Source organism: Bradyrhizobium sp. 170, from assembly GCF_023101085.1.
Lineage (GTDB): Bacteria > Pseudomonadota > Alphaproteobacteria > Rhizobiales > Xanthobacteraceae > Bradyrhizobium.
On sequence record NZ_CP064703.1, the window covers coordinates 4725832 to 4740910 of the forward strand.

General features: G+C 64.9%; 15 protein-coding genes. 5 read left to right on the plus strand and 10 right to left on the minus strand.

All coding sequences use genetic code 11. The features are described 5' to 3' along the window. Nucleotides 1-10: 10 nt before the first annotated feature. The 3 genes from IVB05_RS22000 to IVB05_RS22010 form a co-directional block, all read right to left on the minus strand. Nucleotides 11-1513: a L,D-transpeptidase family protein gene (locus IVB05_RS22000; protein WP_247777952.1), complete on the minus strand. Its 1503-nt coding sequence runs from the start codon at nucleotides 1511-1513 to the stop codon at nucleotides 11-13. Nucleotides 1514-1535: 22 nt separating this feature from the next. Next, nucleotides 1536-2165 (minus strand): L,D-transpeptidase, encoded by a 630-nt coding sequence (locus tag IVB05_RS22005; RefSeq protein WP_247777954.1) that lies wholly within the window; start codon nucleotides 2163-2165, stop codon nucleotides 1536-1538. 168 nt (nucleotides 2166-2333) lie between these two features. Further along, on the minus strand, nucleotides 2334-2813 hold the full coding sequence (locus IVB05_RS22010; RefSeq protein ID WP_247777956.1) for a carboxymuconolactone decarboxylase family protein: 480 nt from the start codon (nucleotides 2811-2813) through the stop codon (nucleotides 2334-2336). A 128-nt stretch (nucleotides 2814-2941) separates the two neighbouring features. On the opposite strand from IVB05_RS22010, the gene IVB05_RS22015 reads away from it, so the two are divergent. Further along, on the plus strand, nucleotides 2942-3451 hold the full coding sequence (locus IVB05_RS22015) for a MarR family transcriptional regulator (protein ID WP_247786838.1): 510 nt from the start codon (nucleotides 2942-2944) through the stop codon (nucleotides 3449-3451). Between the two features lie 67 nt (nucleotides 3452-3518). Beyond that, nucleotides 3519-4751: a lytic murein transglycosylase gene (locus IVB05_RS22020; protein WP_247777958.1), complete on the plus strand. Its 1233-nt coding sequence runs from the start codon at nucleotides 3519-3521 to the stop codon at nucleotides 4749-4751. A 29-nt stretch (nucleotides 4752-4780) separates the two neighbouring features. Here IVB05_RS22020 and IVB05_RS22025 read toward each other — a convergent pair whose 3' ends face one another. Then, entirely contained in the window at nucleotides 4781-5638 is an 858-nt protein-coding gene (locus IVB05_RS22025) for a LysR substrate-binding domain-containing protein (RefSeq protein WP_247777960.1), read from the minus strand. 93 nt (nucleotides 5639-5731) lie between these two features. Between IVB05_RS22025 and IVB05_RS22030 the strand changes: the two genes are divergently transcribed. Continuing rightward, nucleotides 5732-6109, plus strand: coding sequence for a tautomerase family protein (locus IVB05_RS22030; protein ID WP_247786839.1), 378 nt, complete (start codon nucleotides 5732-5734; stop codon nucleotides 6107-6109). Between the two features lie 59 nt (nucleotides 6110-6168). Here the strand turns inward: IVB05_RS22030 and IVB05_RS22035 are convergent, their stop codons facing one another. Further along, the gene (locus IVB05_RS22035; protein WP_247777961.1) at nucleotides 6169-6978 is read right to left on the minus strand and encodes a glucose 1-dehydrogenase; all 810 of its coding nucleotides are present in this window, start codon (nucleotides 6976-6978) and stop codon (nucleotides 6169-6171) included. A gap of 33 nt (nucleotides 6979-7011) precedes the next feature. Beyond that, on the minus strand, nucleotides 7012-8853 hold the full coding sequence (gene recJ, locus IVB05_RS22040) for a single-stranded-DNA-specific exonuclease RecJ (protein ID WP_247777963.1): 1842 nt from the start codon (nucleotides 8851-8853) through the stop codon (nucleotides 7012-7014). 308 nt (nucleotides 8854-9161) lie between these two features. Here recJ and IVB05_RS22045 point away from each other — a divergent pair, with 308 nt between their 5' ends. Then, on the plus strand, nucleotides 9162-10256 hold the full coding sequence (locus tag IVB05_RS22045; protein ID WP_247777965.1) for a methyl-accepting chemotaxis protein: 1095 nt from the start codon (nucleotides 9162-9164) through the stop codon (nucleotides 10254-10256). Nucleotides 10257-10396: 140 nt separating this feature from the next. Continuing rightward, nucleotides 10397-10624 carry a hypothetical protein gene (locus IVB05_RS22050; protein WP_247777967.1) on the plus strand — a complete coding sequence of 76 codons (228 nt, stop codon included), beginning with the start codon at nucleotides 10397-10399 and terminating at the stop codon, nucleotides 10622-10624. Between the two features lie 133 nt (nucleotides 10625-10757). Here IVB05_RS22050 and IVB05_RS22055 read toward each other — a convergent pair whose 3' ends face one another. The 4 genes from IVB05_RS22055 to IVB05_RS22070 all read right to left on the minus strand — a co-directional run bounded on the left by IVB05_RS22055 (nucleotide 10758) and on the right by IVB05_RS22070 (nucleotide 15059). Beyond that, nucleotides 10758-11681, minus strand: a complete 924-nt coding sequence (locus IVB05_RS22055; RefSeq protein ID WP_247777969.1) for an alpha/beta fold hydrolase — start codon at nucleotides 11679-11681, stop codon at nucleotides 10758-10760. 116 nt (nucleotides 11682-11797) lie between these two features. Continuing rightward, the gene (locus IVB05_RS22060) at nucleotides 11798-12517 is read right to left on the minus strand and encodes a haloacid dehalogenase type II (RefSeq protein WP_247777971.1); all 720 of its coding nucleotides are present in this window, start codon (nucleotides 12515-12517) and stop codon (nucleotides 11798-11800) included. Nucleotides 12518-12664: 147 nt separating this feature from the next. Then, entirely contained in the window at nucleotides 12665-13663 is a 999-nt protein-coding gene (gene glpX / locus IVB05_RS22065) for a class II fructose-bisphosphatase (RefSeq protein ID WP_247777973.1), read from the minus strand. Nucleotides 13664-13739: 76 nt separating this feature from the next. Then, nucleotides 13740-15059, minus strand: a complete 1320-nt coding sequence (locus IVB05_RS22070; protein WP_247777975.1) for a homoserine dehydrogenase — start codon at nucleotides 15057-15059, stop codon at nucleotides 13740-13742. Nucleotides 15060-15079 lie beyond the last annotated feature (20 nt).

Sequence of the window (15079 nt, forward strand, 5' to 3'; positions counted from 1 at the left end):
AAGAGCGGGCTCACCAGGTGAAGGGACTCCCGAAAGGCGAGTGCCAAAAAGGCTGGTTGCGTTGGCGGGTGTAGCGGAAGTCAGTTCCCGGACTGCGTCGCCGCCTCTTGATGCCACCTTGCGGCTCGCCGCTCAACAGCACTACGAATTCCGTTCCCTTACCGGTTTCCGAACTCAACGCCTCGTCGGTGACGATCAGCGAAGATCGCGGCACAATGCCGCCGATGTGATCCAATACGTCCTGCGGAATGGCGATGCGGTCGAGCGCGGCCTTTGCGGTCTCCGGGTCCGCCGACACCGGCTCAACATCGCGACCACCATTCCCGCGCGTCCGGTCGCGGGGCTCAACCGAGGCATTGGACGAACGTCCGTCCTCCAGTGAAACGACGCTCCATCTCACCTTGCCTTCGTCAATCGCGCGGTCGATGGCGGTAAAAACATGTGTACCGATTGGACGGTCGGGATCTGCGATCGTGACCGGACTTTCCAGGATGGCCTTGAAAGCTTGACGGACATAGAGCCGCTGGGTCTTGCGGCTGATCAACACCGATACCGGCTGAAGTTCGCGTGCGATCTCGCGGACCGCCTCCGCTGCCGCGACGCGCGCAGCCTCGGCCGCGTCGGCGGCTTCACGCGCAGACGTGACGGCATCGAGCCTCTGTTGCAGAACCGCGTTGGCGACCTCCCATTGCAGCTGCAGCTCCGCGATTCTGGCGACGGCCTGCGCCTTGGCGTCCTCGGCCTGCTCCTTTGCCTCCGCCGAGATGTCGGAGCCAGGTTTGGTCTCGGCAGCCGCCAATTGCGCCTCGGCTCTGCGCTTCAGATTTTCCACCGCGCGAACCGGCGCCTTGGCCTGCGTGGCCTCCCGCAAGGCCGTCCCGGCGGCCAATCGCGCCTCGGCCGCTTTCCTCGCAGCCTCTTGCGCCTCTGCCGTGCGAGCAGCCGCCATGGCGCCGGCTCCCGGCTTGGGTTGAAACGGAACCGGATGGGCAAACTCAACGGGCGCCACATTGGTTGGCGCCACGATCACCCGCATGCCCATCGCGGTCGCGTCGAACAGGCGTTCGGCGAAGTCGAAGGGCAGCCGGATACAGCCATGGGACGCCGGACGCCCCGGCAGGACGCCGCCGTGGAGTGCGATACCGGACCACGTGATGCGCTGCATGTGCGGCATGAAGGCGTCGTCGTACAGGTTCGAGTAATGCTCCTCTACTTTCTGGATGACGCTGAAGATCCCGGCGGGCGTCTCGCGTCCCTTCGTACCGCTCGACACCGGCGCCCGCAGGATCCATCCCTTGGCGTCGTAGACGGTGATCCGCTGGTTGCGGAGCGAAACGATGGCCATGAGCGGTTCGCCGGCGCTGCGCGTCTCGATGGACTCGATCGAGCGTTCGCCGCTTCTGGCGCCCGCATCGTCCCCCGCCGCGACCAGTACGGCCAGACTCGCAACGGCAAGATAAATGGGCCAGCGCAACGGGCTGCGAGTGACCTGCGGCGAGCCCTGATCAGTCACGGGAACCTGCGATAAGCGCCATCTACGCGCTCCGACCTGGCGGGAGGACGACGACGATCGCGCCTGGCTTCACCCGATTCACGAGATCGATGACGTCCTCGTTGGTCATTCGGATGCAGCCGGACGAGATGGCTTGGCCGATATATTCCGGCTGGTTGGTGCCGTGGATACGGTACAGGGTGTCCTTGTTGCCCTGGTAAAGGTAGATCGCCCGCGCGCCGAGCGGATTTTCCGGGCCTCCGGCGATGCGCTTCGGGTAAGGGCCGAGCCGAGCCTGGATCTCCGCCGTAGGAATCCAGTCGGGCCATTCAGCCATACGGCCAACGGTCGCGACACCGGACCAGGCCAGCGCTTCCTCTCCCACCGTCACGCCGTAGCGGACCGCCTTGCCTCCCGGCAGGACGTAATACAGATAGCGTGCATTGGTATCGACCAGGATCGTGCCCGGCTGCTCTTTGCGCATGTAGTCGACAATGTGCCGGCGATAGGTCTCGGGGATGTCCGCCCGCGCATAAGGCGGATGGGCCAGCAACTGCCGGTCCCTTGGGCTCAAACTGGCACTCGACGTCGGTGAGAGCGTCGATTGCATGCAACCGCCCAGCCCAAACCCGAGTAACCCCACAAGCAACAACGCCAGTCCGGACCTCGGCACCGCGAGTCCTCCAAAAAGCGTCACATTGGGCCATCTGCTGCTTAAATAGTGCAGAAATCAAGGCGACATTGGAAAGCGCGCGATACGATCAACTGGCAGCCAACAATCTGGCCTTCCAACGCACACCGATCGGTATTTGGTTCGGTGCCAATGAGCCGGCGCCTTGATTTATGAAGCGGCCGCGCCGACGGCCTGCTTGCGTGCCGGCGGCGTCCAGCGAAACGCCGCGCCGAACCGGTTCCAGACGTTGATCGAAGCGACCGCCGACGTGAGATAGGCGAGTTCTTTCTCGGAGAATTCGCGGCTCGCCTCTGCATAGACCTCGTCGCTGACGCCCTCGCTGAGCAAGGTCAGCGCTTCCGTCCAGGCCAGCGCCGCCCGTTCGCGCTGCGAGAACTGCGGCGCCTCGCGCCAGACCACCACGAGGTTGAGCTTGTCGGTGGGTACGCCGAGCTTCTCGCTCTCCAGGATGTGATACTGCACGCAGAAGGCGCAGCCGTTGATCTGCGAGGCGCGCAGCTTGATCAGTTCGAGCAGTTGCTTGTCCATGCCCGCCTTGCCCGCGATGTTGCTGAGCGCCAGCACGGCCTCGTAGGCGTCAGGCGTCAGCGACATGAAGTCTTTGTACTCTTTGCGGGCGTGTGACATCGTTTGTGCCTCGTGTTATCAGTGCTCTGATTTATTATAAGAGCACTGATATGCTGCGCAAGGCACGACGGAACACGACGGCACGATCGCGAAATGCACCGGTGAAAAAATCGCGAGGGTCGCGAAAACTGTCCACCGGAAGCGTCGGCCGGCAGTCGCGGCAAACATCCGCCGAAAATCCCGCACCGTTGCTGCGCCCGCCGCCGCCCGGCGAAGGCAAGCGCGGCGAGCAAGGCTACCTCGCCTATCTCTTGCGGCAGGCCCAGGCCGCGACGCGGCTGGCGATGGAGCGGTCGCTGGCCGGCCTCGGCGTCACCTCGCCGCAATTCGTGGTGCTGACGATGTTGAAGGCCTATCCCGGCCTGTCCGGCGCCGACCTCGCACGGGTGGCAATGCTGGCGCCGCAGACGGTCGGCGTCATCATCCGTAACCTCGAGCGCGATGGCGCCATCCGGAAAACCCCGCACCCGATCCACGGCAGGGTGCTGCAATGGACGGTGACACGGCGGGGCGCGGCGCTGCTCGATAGATGCCGGCGGCACGCCCGGGCGGTCGAACGGCGGCTGGCAGCCGGGCTCCCTGCCAACGCCCAGCGCATGATCCGCCGCTGGCTCGCCAGAATCGCCGCGGATTTGTGAGGGAATCGCCGGTTCCCGCGGCGTCATGGCTTTTGGCGCAGGCCCTCCACGCCGCTAGACTGCCGGCATGAAACAGCCTGATTCCCCTGATGCCCCGACCCGCCGCGCCGTGCTGCAAGGCGGCATCAGCGCCGGCGCGCTGCTCGCGACAGGATTTTCCGCGCTTGCCGCGCCGCCCGGCTTCGACGCGTGGCGCGACAATTTTCACGCCCGCGCCCGCGCCAAGGGCATTTCGGATGCAACATGGACGCGCGTGATGGGGCGCATCGAGCCCGACATGAGCGTGTTCCGGCAGATGCAGAAGCAACCGGAATTCCACGAGCAGATCTGGCAATACATCAATCGCCGCGCCTCGGACTGGCGCATCATCAACGGCCGCGAAGCGTTGAAGAAGCATGAGGCGCTGTTCGCGCGGATCGAGCAGGACTTTGGCGTCGAGCGCGGCACGCTGCTGGCGCTGTGGGGCGTTGAATCAGCCTATGGCGATCCCCTGGTGCAGCAGAACCATATGCGCCCGATCTTTCCCGCGCTTGCAGCGCTGGCCTGGAACGAGCCGCGCCGCCGCGCCTATTGGGAAACCGAGCTGATCAACGCGCTCAAAATCGTCGACCGCGGCTGGGGAACGCCGGAGGAAATGCGCGGCTCCTGGGCCGGCGCGATGGGCCATACGCAATGGATGCCGGAAGTCTGGCTCAATGTCGGCATGGACTACGACAAGGACGGCCGCGTCTCGCCGTTCGGCAGGCCCGACGACGCGCTCGGCTCCAGCGCGCGCTATCTGCTCAACCGCGGCAAGTATCACCGCGGCGAGCACTGGGGCTATGAGGTCCGCAGCTCAGGAGGATCTTCAAGCGGCAGCCGGACCTACGCGGCATGGGCCAGCGCCGGCGTCACGCGCGCCGACGGCAAGCCGTTCCCGCAGCCGAACGCGTCGGCGCAGATGTGGGTGCCGGTCGCCGGCGGTCCGTCATTCCTGTTGGGTCCGAATTTCTATTCGGTGAAAAGCTACAATCCGTCGATGAACTACGCGCTGGCGATCTGCCATCTCGGCGATCGAATTCTGGGTGCGCCACCCTTCATCCAGCCTTTCCCCGGCTCCGAACGCGCGCTGACGCTGCCCGAAGTGCAGGAGCTGCAGACGCGATTGACAAAAGCCGGCTTCGACACCGGCGGCACCGACGGCCGCGTCGGCAACGACACCATGAAGGCGGTGAAGGACTATCAGACCAGGATGGGACTGCTGCCGGCCGACGGCTATGGCGGGCTGAAGGTGCTGGCGCGGTTGAGGCAGGGAAACTAGGCGTGAACCCATAAAACCAGAGGCGTTGGCTAGCCTCGCACCGCGCTCCTGAAGGCGGCCGAAAGCGCCGCAAGCGCATCGCGCGGCCGGCCGTCCTTGACCCTTGTGTGAAGCAGAACCGGCAAGCGCGGTAAGTCGGGAAGCCCGAGCTTGCGGCCGACATCAACCGCGCCGAATGGCAGCATGCGCGGCGCCAACGCAGCAACGCCGAGCCCGGCCATGACAGCCGCCGCGACCGCCGCAACGCCGCCGCCGACGAAAATTTCTGTCCAGGGCACGCCTGCCGCATCGAGAAGCCGCCCGGCCAGCGCGCGCACGCCGCAGGGCTCGGCCATCGTGGCAAGCGGCAGAGGCTCGCCCGCGCGATGCTGCCAGCCTGGGCTTGCGAACCAGCCGAATTGTTCTTCGGTAAGAATTTCCCCGTCGCTTCGTCCGGCGTGCAGGCGAACAATCACCGTGTCGAGCTCGCGCCGGTCGAAGCTTTGCAGCAGGTCGCCCGACGACCCGATCCGGATTTCGATCAACAGCTGCGGGTCTTGCGCGTTCATGCGCGCGATCAGCGCCGGGAGTTCCGGCCCCGCAACGTGGTCGCTGATGCCGATGGTGAGGCGCTGCCGGGCTCCGGCAAACAAGGCCAGCGCCCGATCGTGCACCTCCAGCAGTTCGCGGGCGTGTTCGAGGAAGGCTGCGCCCTGCGCCGAAAGCTGCACGTGCCGGGGCGTCCGTTCGATGAGCCGGCAGCCGAATCTCTCTTCGAGCCGCTTCAGCTTCAAGCTGACCGCGGCTTGCGTCGTCCGCATGGCATCAGCCGCGCGCGTAAAGCTGCCAAGCTCGGCGATGCGGATGAAAGCCTGGACAGAATCCAGGTCGAGGGGGCGCTCAATCATTTCCCAGTGTTATAGCTGATACCAATATCCATAGCATACCAAAATAATCAGACGGCATTAGTGTCTGGGCAGAACGGAATGGAAGGAACCGCGATGCCGCTGCTTCACATCTCACTGCGCGCCGGAAAGCCGGAAGCCTACCGGCAGGCGATCTTCGACAGCCTCTACCATGCGATGCGCGAAGCGCTCAGTGTGCCCGAAGACGACCAGTTCATGACCATCACGGAGCATGACGCGGCGAACTTCCGATACGGTAATGCCTACGGCGTCGTCCGGAGTGCCGATGTCGTGTACATCCAGATTACCGTGTTCAACACCCGCACCGTCGAGCAAAAAAAGGGGCTGTTCCGGCGCGTCGCGGAGCTGCTCGGCGAAAATCCGGGCATCCGGCCGCAGGACGTTTTCGTGACCATTCTCGACGCCGCGAAAGAGAACTGGTCCGTCGGCCACGGCCTCGCGCAATTCGCCTGAGGTGCAGATCCAAGAATGGCGCGCTCCTCGTCATGGCGCGCGTCTCCGGGTGATGCAGGTCAGACTCTCCGCGCGATACCGCCCGCATACATGCCGCCGTCGATGACGAGTTCGGTCCCCGTCACGTAGCGTGAGGCGTCGGATGCGAGATACAAGACGCCCTGCGCGATCTCTTCGGCGTGGCCGGCACGCCCCAGCGGCGTTACCATTTTCGCGCGCTCCTCCGGATCGATCGGCGCGTTCTGGCCATTGCCCGCCGCCTCCGTCGGAATCTTGCCCCAGATTGGCGTGTCGATGATGCCGGGATGCACCGAGTTGACGCGGATGCCGTCGCCGAACGTGGCGCACTCCATCGCGATCGACTTGGCGAACAGCCGGACACCGCCCTTGGTCGCGGAGTAACCGGAGAGACCGGCCGCGCCGCGCAGGCCCGCCAGCGACGACATCATGATGATGGAGCCACCGCCGGTCTTGCGCATCAGTGGCAGGCAATGCTTCACCGACAGGAACACGCCGTCGAGATTGATCGCGGTCTGCCGCCGCCAATCCGAAAGCGACATCTCGGTGATCGACGGCACGGATATGCCGATGCCGGCGTTCGAGACCAGCACGTCCAGCCGGCCATAGCGCTTCATGACCTCGGCCACGACCTCGATCCAGCGCGCCTCGCTGGTCACGTCGTGATGCAGGAAGCTCGCTTCGCCACCAGCCTTCTTGATCCGCGCCACCACCTCGGGCCCTTTCAAATCGTCGACATCGGTGACCGCGACCGACGCGCCCTCGCCCGCCAGCAATTCGGAAACCGCTTCGCCGATGCCGGATGCACCGCCCGTCACCAGCGCGACCTTGCCCTGAACCTGCCCTGTCATGTCTTCTCCCGTTTGTTGTTCTTGGTTGTTGAACTACCTGATCACGGCCGGTCCCGGGTCCGGCACCGCGACGTCGGTCACGCGCAACTGCACGCGTTCCGAACCCTGAAAGCGATCGACCGCCAGCGATCCCGCCACATGCAGGGGCTGGCCGCGGTTTTGCGACAGGGCGTGGCCGAGCTTTTGCCCGACCGATCGAAACGCAATGCCGTTGACGATGGCGCCGTCGCCGGACTTGAACCGCAACCGCAGATGCGCTTGGCCGACTTCATCGGCATAGACGAGCTGATGCGCCGGCAGCGCGATCACCGGCTCCGGATTGGCCGCCCCGAACGGCCCGGCGCGGTTCAGCATCGTCGCGAACTCTACCGTCACGCTGCGCGCGCTGACAGCGCCATCGATGAACAGCTCATTTTCGTGACGGGAATTGGCGACGTCCTCGGCCAGTGCGCTTTCCATGAAGGCGCGAAACTCCGCGAGCTTCTCCTTGCGCAGCGTCACGCCCGCGGCCATCGCGTGACCGCCGCCCTTCATCAGCAATTTTTCTTTCACCGCCCGCCGTACCGCCTTGCCGAGATCGACGCCCGAGATCGAGCGGCCCGAGCCGGTGCCGATGCCGCCCGGCTCCAGCGCGATGGCAAAGGCGGGACGTGCAAATTTCTCCTTCAGCCGCGAGGCGACCAGGCCGACGATGCCGGGATGCCAGCCCTCGGCGGCGGTCACGATCACCGCGCCCTTGTCCTCGAGCCCGAGCGAAGCCAGCGCTTCGGCCTCGGCTTGCGCCTCCGCCGCCTGCTCGATGATGCGGCGCTCGCTGTTGAGCCGGTCGAGTTCGGCCGCGATCCGCGCGGCCTCCGAGACGTCGCCCTCCAGCAAAAGCCGCACCCCGAGATCGGCGCGCCCGATCCGGCCGCCCGCATTGATGCGCGGCCCCAGCATGAAGCCGAGATGCCAGGCCTCGGGCGGGCCGTTCAGCCGCGCCACGTCCATCAGCGCGGTATGGCCGACATGGTCGCGGCGGCGCATCGCAATCAGGCCCTTGGCGACGAAGGCGCGGTTGAGCCCGGTCAGGGGCGCGACGTCGGCGACGGTGCCGAGCGCCACATGGTGCAGCATGCCGAGCAGATCCGGCTCCGGCCGCTCTGCATTCCAGAAGCCGCGGCTACGCAATTCCCGGTTCACCGCCACCAGCGTGATCAGCACGAGGCCGACGGCTGCGAGATGGCCGAGGCCGGACAGATCATCAGCCCGGTTCGGGTTCACCAGCGCATCGACCTCGGGCAATTCGTCGCCGGTCTGGTGGTGATCGATAACGACGACCGACATGCCGAGCTTCCGTGCTTCCGCCAGCGGCTCGAGGCTGGTGGTGCCGCAATCGACGGTGACGAGCAGCGTGGCGCCTTTGGCTGCGAGACCGCGCACCGCCTCGACATTGGGCCCGTAGCCTTCGAAGATGCGGTCGGGGATATGAATCAGCGGATCGAGCCCGCAATGGCGCAAATGCCAGGCCAGCAGCGCCGCCGAGGTCGCACCATCCACGTCGTAATCGCCGAAGATCGCGACCTTCTCGGCGCGCGCGGCCGCGTCGGCAATGCGCCTCGCCGCCGTCTCCATCGCCGTCACGGTGTGGGGATCAGGCATCAGTTTACGGATAGTCGGATCGAGAAAGTCCTCGACCTCGTCGATCCCGACGTCGCGGCCCGCCAGCACGCGCGCCAGCATCTCCGGCAACTGGTAGCGCTGCGTGATCGCCAGCGCCCGCGCCGCCCCCCTGGCGTCGAGCCGGTCGCGCCACAATTTGCCGGTCGCCGAACGCAATACGCCGAGAAACGCCGGCGGCAGTTCAACGGGAAGTGCGGATGCGGGAAGCGTCATGATGCCTTCGAGACATAGGGGCAAAGCCGCCGCTCGGCAAACGCCAACCGGGGCGACGGTGCGGCTGCGCGCGAATCGCTGCGGCCAGGTTGACACAACCTCGGCCACGTCAGCTTTGAGCCTATGCCGACAAAAACGACTTGCACAAAGAAGATGCAACTTGTCCCCGTAATACTATCCGCGGGACGGCGGAACATAAACCAATCGTTAGCCATGATCCCCGACAAAGGAGTCGAACACGCTCCCGTTGAGTCTCCGCCGATCCGCAGAAGACCGGCAGCCGCACAAAGACTGAGGAATTCCCGCCAATGTCCGTCGCGCTTCGCTCCCAAACCGCAAACGTAACAAAACAGTCAGCCAATACAGCGGGCGCCGAGAACGAGGCCGACGTTTCCGCGCTGATCGCCAGATTGACCGCCGAGGTCAACCAGGTCGCCTGCGAGAAGACCAAGTCGATCCAGAAGATCACCAACCAGATGAAGATGCTGGCGCTGAACGCGCTGATCGAGAGCTCGCGCGCCGGCGCCCAGGGCGCGGGCTTTGCCGTGGTGGCGCAGGAAGTCCGCAACGTCGGCCAGCAGGTCGAGACCATCGCCCGCGAGCTCGAAAGCCAGCTCACCAACCGGACCGGCAATCTGATGAACTCGATCGCGCAGATGGCCGACCGCTCGCGCGGCGAGCGCATGGTCGATCTGTCACTGAATGCCATCGAGCTGATCGACCGCAATCTCTATGAGCGCACCTGCGACGTGCGCTGGTGGGCGACCGACTCCGCCGTCGTCGATTGCGCGGCGGCGCCCGAGGCCGCAGCGGTCGCACATGCGTCGGAACGGATGGCCGTGATCCTTGGCGCCTATACCGTCTATCTCGATCTCTGGCTGTGCGATCTCGATGGCCATGTGCGCGCCAACGGCCGCGCCGATCGCTTTGGCGTCGTCGGCCAGAACGTGGCGCACACCAAGTGGTTTCGCGCGGCACGGGACCTGCGCTCCGGCGACGAATACGCAATCGGCGACGTCGAATGCCAGCCCTTGCTCGGCAATGCCCAGGTCGTGACCTATTGCGCCAGCGTTCGCGCCGGCGGCAAAGCCCATGGCAAGCCGACCGGCGTGCTGGCGGTTCATTTCGACTGGGAGCCGCAGGCCCGCGCCATCGTCCAGGGCGTGCGTGTCGGCGCCGCCGACAAGGCACGCGTGCTGCTGGTCGATTCGAATTTCCGGGTGATCGCGGCGTCCGACGGTCAGGGCCTGCTCACCGAGCGCGTCTCGCTTCCGCTGGAGGGACGGCGCTCCGGCTTCCATCAGGACCGCTCCGGCGCACTGGTCGCGTTCCACGCCACGCCCGGCTACGAGACCTACAAGGGCCTCGGCTGGTTCGGCGTGATCCAGGGCGGCGCGGGATAGGCTGCGCAAGGGCACCAGCGCGTAGGATGGGTGGAGCGAAGCGATACCCATCAGCTGCGGTGCGAAGGTGATGGGTTTCGCGAGGCTCAACCCATCCTACGTCCTTCCGTACGGCTGCGGAAATGCCTACCTTTCAACCCATGACCAAACTGCTCGAACATGCGGTCGACAGGGTACGCGCCCTACCCAGCGAGGTGCAGGACGAACTTGCGCGCCTGCTTTTGCAGGTGGCCGGCGAAGAGCAAACCGTTATTCGATTAACGTCAGAGGAACGCGCCGACCTCGCCGAAGCAGATGCGGAAATCGCCCGAGGGGAGTTCACCACGGACGAACAGATGCGCTCGATCCTGGCAAAGCGTCCTGTGTGAGGTTAGCGCGCGGCTCTGCAGCGCGTAGGATGGGTGGAGCGGAGCGATACCCATCAGCTGCGGTACACGAAGGCGATGGGTTTCGCGAAGGCTCAACCCATCCTACGCGCTACGTGCTGCGCAGCATCCGGGGCTAGATCGATTGCCGAAAAGCGAGATAGTCGGCCGCGCAACGGTCGATCGCCTCCATCTGCGGCACGTGCCCGACGCCGCTCAGCAGGATCGGCCGAGCGTTCGGAATCAGCCGCTTGAACGTTTGAAGCGCGGATGGAGGCACAAGGCGATCGGAATCTCCCCAGACAAGCAATGTCGGGGCCTTGATCCCGGAAAGCCGCTTTTCGAGATCGTAGCCGGCGACGTCGGCCATGATCCGGTCGAATATCTTCTTGTGCAATTCATAATTGGCCGCGGCCCGCCGGCCCAACGTCTGCCAGACGCAGTACGGAAGCGTCGGGAGCTTCACCATGGCAAGCCCCATCACGCCGCGGAGATCCTGCGGCGTGCGGCAGCAAAGCAGATATTCGCCGCGCCTGTACGCCTCCATCGCCACCGAACCTTCCAGATCGGCCGTTCCGGCCGCCGCAATCAGCCAAAGGCTGGCGATCATTTCGGGATGGGAGGATGCAAGACCGGCGCTGATCCATCCTCCCATCGAGTGACCGCCCAGATGCACCTGGCGCAGTCCAACGGCTTCAATGAACTGACGCAGATGATCGACCTGCGCCTGAATGCCGTAGTCGGCCGCCTCGGGCTTGTCGCTGTCGCCAAACCCGGGAAGATCGGGAAGGATGACGCGGAATTGCTGCTTCAGTTTTCCAGCGACGTCCAGCATCGTGCCTCGATCCACCCCCATGCCGTGAACCAGAACCAGCGGCTCTCCTGTGCCCGCTTCCCAATACGCGATGTTGAAGCCTGGTATGCGAACCCTGTTGTCGGAAAAGCCCATGACCTTCAGGCGAAGCGCGAGGAGTTGCCGCGCGGTGAATTCAGGGAAAAGGTAATTGAGGCAGATCATGCAAATCAGAACGAGTGCAACAACGAGTGCTGCGTAAACCATGTTTCCCCCCATCGACACAAAGTCAGAGAAATTCGACTCGCTTGGAGCGCCGTCAGCCTTCGATGCGCGCAAAGCGCGCACGCCTCAGGATAACGACGGGGTGCGCGGCAGCCGTGCTAGCACCCCAACCTATCGGCGATCCCGCCGAAATCCTTGGCGACGATGTCCCAGTCGCCCCTGGCCTCGAAATCATACTTCTGGTGCGGGCCGTATTCGGTCGGACGCGCGACGAAGGCGGTCTTCAGCCCGTTCTGCTGCGCCGCTTTCAGATCGCCGTTGTGGGCGGCGACCATCATCACCTGCTCCGGCGGCAGGCAGAGCAACTTTGCCGCGCCGAGATAGGTTTCGGGATCCGGCTTGTAGTGCTCGAACAGTTCTGCCGACATCACGAGGTCCCACGGCAGGCTGGCGAACTTCGCCATGTTGGTCAGCAGCGCGACGTTGCCGTTGGAGAGCGGCGAGATGATGTACTTCTGCTTCAGCCGCGTCAGGCCGGGCACGCTGTCGGGCCAGGGGTGCAGACGATGCCAGCCCATCGTCAGGTAATGCAGATCGGCGTCGCTCAGTCCCTTGATCGACATATCGGCGACCAGTTTTTCCAGCGACCGCCGGTGCAGCGTGTCCAGTATCTGATAGCCACGCTCGGGATGCTTTCGGACCTCGTCCATCGAGGCCATGTAGACGCCGCGCCAGCCGTCGACCAAAGCGGTCCAGTCGGCCTTGATGCCGGAGGTTTCCGACCATTTGGTGAAATCGTTGATGAGGCTGGTGCGCCAGTCGACGACGGTGCCGAACACGTCGAACACCAGCGCCTTCACCGCGGACACGTCGGACATGCGAGCCTCCCCTTTTCTTCTTGTCATTCCGGGGCGATGCGCAGCATCGAGCCCGGAATCCATTTTGCTCTCACTCCGCGGATGAATGGATTCTCTGATGTGCAATTGCACATCAAAGCTCGTGCTTCGCGCGCCCCGAATGACAACTCAATCCAGGTGGAATTTATCCAACTGCCGGTGTTCGGCCTTGATGTAGCGCACCGTGCCGGTGACCGAGCGCATCACCACCGTTTCGGTCTCGATGACGTCCTTGCGGAACTTGACGCCCGAGAGCAGCGAGCCTGTCGTGACGCCGGTTGCCGCAAACAGGCAGTCGCCCCGCACCATGTCCTCGATCCCGTAGATCATCCTCGGATCGGTCACGCCCATCTTGTGCGCGCGCTCACGCTTCTCGTCGCTGTCGAGGATCAGCCGGCACTGCATCTGGCCGCCGATGCAGCGCAGCGCTGCCGCCGCCAGCACGCCCTCGGGCGCGCCGCCGGTGCCGATATACATGTCGACGCCGGTGTTATCGGGATCGGCGCAATGGATCACGCCCGCCACGTCGCCGTCGGTGATCAGCCGCACCGCAGCGCCGGTCGAGCGGACGCCTGCGATGATATCGGCGTGGCGCGGGCGATCGAGCACCAGCACCGTGATCGCCGCGGGCTCGACGCCCTTGGCTTTCGCAAGGCGGCGGACATTGTCGGCAGGCGACGCGTCGAGTTCGACCACGCCCTTGGCGTAGCCCGGGCCGACCGCGAGCTTCTGCATGTAGACGTCGGGCGCATGCAACAGCGTGCCGCCATCGGCCATCGCCATGGTCGCGATCGCGCCCGGCATGTTCTTGGCGCACAACGTAGTGCCTTCCAGCGGGTCGACGGCAATGTCGACCTGGGGACCGGCGTTCAGCCCGACCTTCTCGCCGATGAACAGCATCGGCGCCTCGTCGCGCTCGCCCTCGCCGATCACGATGGTGCCTTCGATCGGCAGCTTGTTGAGTTCGCGGCGCATCGCATCGACCGCGGCCTGGTCCGCCGGCTTCTCCTGGCCGTGGCCGCGCAGCCGCGCGGCCGAAACCGCCGCGCGTTCCGTCACCCGCACGATCTCGAGCGTCAGGATGCGCTCGAGCAGTAACTGCGGCGGAACGGAAATATGGGTCGACATCGGCTCACTCCTTTGAAACCTGCACGGGCCCCCGGCCCGATCAATCGTTCAACGCGCAGCTTATGCAATTCGCGCGCTAGTTTTTCTCGATTCGTATCACCTGCGGTCGGCCGCTGATCACCTTGTCGCGTTGTACCGCCTCTAGCGCACGATACACCGCATCCTCTGATGTTGCGTAGGTAATCAGGATGACCGGAACCGGTGACGCTTTTTTCGTGGCACCATTCAGGTCGACACCTTCGGGATGCCGCTGCACGATCGACTCCAGTGAAATCTTCTGTTCGGCCAGGCGCGTGGCGATGGTAGCGGCGGTACCGGCGAGGTCACGCGCCATCAGGCGGATGTAGTAACCGCCCTCGTGGCGCTCCATCGGCGCCTTGCTGGTTTCGCGCAGCCGCTCCACCGGGCGCCCGAACGGTTTTGCGCGAATACCACGCGCCACGTCGGCGATGTCGGCCACCACGGCAGACGCCGTTGCAGCCCCGCCGGCGCCCGGTCCCACCAGCGTGATCGGTGGAATGCCTTCGCCGTCGATGGTGACGGCGTTGGTGACGCCCATCACCTGCGCAATCGAGGATGATTTCGGCACCATGGTCGGATGCACGCGCTGCTCAATGCCCTTCGCCGTGCGTACCGCCACGCCAAGCAGTTTTACGCGATAGCCCAGTTCCTCCGCCGCGCGAAGATCTTCCGGCGTGATCGAGGAGATGCCTTCGACATAGACCGCGCTCTGCGCCACCCTGGTGCCGAAGGCGAGGCTGGCCAGGATTGCAAGCTTCTGCGCGGTGTCGTGGCCGTCGACGTCGAACGACGGATTGGCTTCGGCATAGCCGAGCCGCTGCGCATCCTTCAGGCATTCGGCAAACGACAGGCCCTCCTGCTCCATCCGGGTCAGGATGTAATTGCAGGTGCCATTGAGGATGCCGTAGACGCGATTGACGCCGGTGCCGCAAAGCCCCTCGCGAAGGGTCTTGATGACGGGAATGGCCGCGCCGACCGCCGCCTCGTAGTTCAGGGCGCCGCCATGCTTCTCGGCGGCCTTCGCCAGCCGGATGCCGTGCTTGGCGATCAGCGCCTTGTTGGCTGTGACCACCGACTTGCCGGCCTTCAGCGCGGCCTCGATCGCCGACAGCGCCGGCTCACCGGAGCCGCCCATCAGTTCGACGAAGCAATCGATGTTGGGGTCAGTGGCCAACGCCAGCGGGCTTTTGGCCCAGTCGATGCCGCGCAGGTCGAGCGAACGCTTCTTTGCCTTCGAGCGTGCAGTGACGGCAACGACGCGCACGCCGCGCCCGCTGCGCTCGGACAGCGTCCGCGACTGCTCTTCGATGAGGCGGACGACTTCGGCGCCAACAGTGCCGAGCCCCGCGATACCCACTTTCAGGGGTGCGACCATGAATGAGAGAACCTGCAATA

What these genes read in the sequence shown, in the direction of transcription:
- IVB05_RS22010 (WP_247777956.1), bottom strand. Translation starts at nt 2,813, where the DNA reads ATGTCACACGCCCGCAAAGAGTACAAAGACTTCATGTCGCTGACGCCT.
- IVB05_RS22020 (WP_247777958.1), top strand. Translation starts at nt 3,519, where the DNA reads ATGAAACAGCCTGATTCCCCTGATGCCCCGACCCGCCGCGCCGTGCTG.
- IVB05_RS22025 (WP_247777960.1), bottom strand. Translation starts at nt 5,638, where the DNA reads ATGATTGAGCGCCCCCTCGACCTGGATTCTGTCCAGGCTTTCATCCGC.
- IVB05_RS22030 (WP_247786839.1), top strand. Translation starts at nt 5,732, where the DNA reads ATGCCGCTGCTTCACATCTCACTGCGCGCCGGAAAGCCGGAAGCCTAC.
- IVB05_RS22035 (WP_247777961.1), bottom strand. Translation starts at nt 6,978, where the DNA reads ATGACAGGGCAGGTTCAGGGCAAGGTCGCGCTGGTGACGGGCGGTGCA.
- recJ (WP_247777963.1), bottom strand. Translation starts at nt 8,853, where the DNA reads ATGACGCTTCCCGCATCCGCACTTCCCGTTGAACTGCCGCCGGCGTTT.
- IVB05_RS22045 (WP_247777965.1), top strand. Translation starts at nt 9,162, where the DNA reads ATGTCCGTCGCGCTTCGCTCCCAAACCGCAAACGTAACAAAACAGTCA.
- IVB05_RS22050 (WP_247777967.1), top strand. Translation starts at nt 10,397, where the DNA reads ATGACCAAACTGCTCGAACATGCGGTCGACAGGGTACGCGCCCTACCC.
- IVB05_RS22055 (WP_247777969.1), bottom strand. Translation starts at nt 11,681, where the DNA reads ATGGTTTACGCAGCACTCGTTGTTGCACTCGTTCTGATTTGCATGATC.
- IVB05_RS22060 (WP_247777971.1), bottom strand. Translation starts at nt 12,517, where the DNA reads ATGTCCGACGTGTCCGCGGTGAAGGCGCTGGTGTTCGACGTGTTCGGC.
- glpX (WP_247777973.1), bottom strand. Translation starts at nt 13,663, where the DNA reads ATGTCGACCCATATTTCCGTTCCGCCGCAGTTACTGCTCGAGCGCATC.
- IVB05_RS22070 (WP_247777975.1), bottom strand. Translation starts at nt 15,059, where the DNA reads ATGGTCGCACCCCTGAAAGTGGGTATCGCGGGGCTCGGCACTGTTGGC.